The 1,946-nt window shown below is 42.2% G+C and carries 2 protein-coding genes; both read right to left on the bottom strand.

What is annotated here, in order from left to right:
* Window positions 1–364 precede the first annotated feature (364 nt).
* A complete protein-coding gene (locus tag ELS82_RS24890; RefSeq protein WP_134837760.1) occupies window positions 365–856 on the bottom strand; it encodes a GNAT family N-acetyltransferase in 492 nt (163 codons plus the stop codon).
* Between the two features lie 187 nt (window positions 857–1,043).
* Window positions 1,044–1,340: a hypothetical protein gene (locus tag ELS82_RS26540; protein ID WP_167489538.1), complete on the bottom strand. Its 297-nt coding sequence runs from the start codon at window positions 1,338–1,340 to the stop codon at window positions 1,044–1,046.
* Between the last annotated feature and the right edge of the window lie 606 nt (window positions 1,341–1,946).

Raw genomic sequence — 1,946 nt, forward strand, 5'->3', positions numbered from 1 at the left:
GAGGCAACTGCCAAGCCGAAATGCTAATTGGCTAAGAACCTAAAAGCGACTTTGAGCCAGTTAAACAAGAAGCCAGCCGCCACTACCTGACAATGAAGCAACCCACGAACATTGGCATGTTTTACGGGCTGAGTGGTTCAAGAACTTAGACCGACAATACTGATTTGCTGAGTCTACTAGGGACGAATTGCCCGAGGGACAAAGAACTAGAGCCTAAGACCTTTAAGCCTTTGAAGTACAAGTAAACATAACGCCAAATTAAGTAGTGAGCAACGCTACCACCTACCTGAAGCATTGTGCCGTAAACACTAAAGCTGATTCAAACCGAAAGTGCCAAGCGTTGCGAATCTGCTTAAATTTATTGTTATGAAACAATACTTTCGTAGCTGTAGATGTGGTCTGCGTACAACTTACCGCCTATTTCATAAGCTTCCGGTACGACTTCTTTCAAAGAAAAACCACTCTTAGTAAGTACTTTCTCTGAACCAATATTTCCTTCAGTCACTATTGCACCAAACGTTCGAATACCTTGTTTCTCTGAAGCCCACTTAAGCAAAGCTTTTAGGGACTCCGTTCCGAAACCTTGACCATGATATTTAGGCAGAATTAGGTAACCAACTTCAGCTTTACCCTCAGTTATTCGAAAGCCAGTAACGCCAATTTTTTCACCCGTATCATTCAAAGTCATGGTCAGACACAACCAATGATCAGAGCTTTTATTCCAGGCAGGAAGCCTCGACTCAAAGCTTTCCTTAATAGCCTCAGGTGACGGTTCATCAAAACATAGGCTAATTACTGCCGGGTCTTGATTCAGAGACTGGAATAAACCCCAATCATCAGCAGTAATTTGTACCATTTCTAATCTATCTGTTTGTATCTTCAATTGCTGAACTCTCCTTGTTTCATAACGCCCAATTAAGTTGTGAGCAACACTGCGACCTTACTCAAGCACTTCACCGTAATCACCAAACCAATTGAAACCGAAAGCGCCGAGCGTTGCGAATCAGCTTGAATTGTTTGTTAGATTTTCCTTTGCGAACACACTACCTAAAATCAGCTCCATTCAAAGCAATAGCCAAGAACAAAATAAAACTAATTGCGATAACTGCAGCCAAAGCCAATAAACACGCAATGAAAAATATGAGTTTATCAGACCACGTATTTGTACCTTGAGCACGAATTTCACTGCGTAATTGAAATGCACCGAATATGGAAATGAAACCCCAAACACCCAAGAGTAAGTATAACTCAAAGTCACTCCCGCCAATAAACTGGGAACCAACCAAAAGGGCTAAGTGAACTACCAAAATGTAGATAAACATTAACTGAGATTTCTTCATATTCCCTCACAAATCTAACGCCCAATTAACGTGTGAGCAGCGCAGACACTGAACTTAACCACTGCGCCGTAAACACTAAATTCAACCCGAAGTGAGAGCGCCAAGCGTTGCGAATCACTGTTGAATTGTTTGTTATGTTTTACCACAAACATATGATTTACTTACTTGAGAAAGAACTGCTAATTCCAACTAATTTTCTGAGCTAAACCACAAGACTGAAACCAACTTGTTCGACAAAGGCGACCAACCTAAAACGTGTAATCCCACTTCCCTGCCCAATGAGGCAACCCGACTAAGCCCCAACAAGTGCCCTTTCTTTCCAACCAAAGCGCACAACAGTGCTGAATTGCCGAGGCAACTGCCAAGCTAAAATGCCAATTGACTGAGAGCCTAAAAGTGACTTAAAGCCAGTTAAACAAGAAGCCGACCGCCACGACCTGACAATGAAGCAACCCACGAAAATTGGCATGTTTTACGGCTAGAGAGATTCAAGAATTTAGGCCGACAATACTGATTTGCTGAGTCTACTAGAGACGAATTGCCAGAGGGACAAAGAACTAGAGCCTGAGACATTTAAGCCTTTGAAATACAAGTAAACATAACGCC

This window comes from Vibrio ouci (assembly GCF_004551525.1).
In the GTDB taxonomy this organism is placed as follows: domain Bacteria; phylum Pseudomonadota; class Gammaproteobacteria; order Enterobacterales; family Vibrionaceae; genus Vibrio; species Vibrio ouci.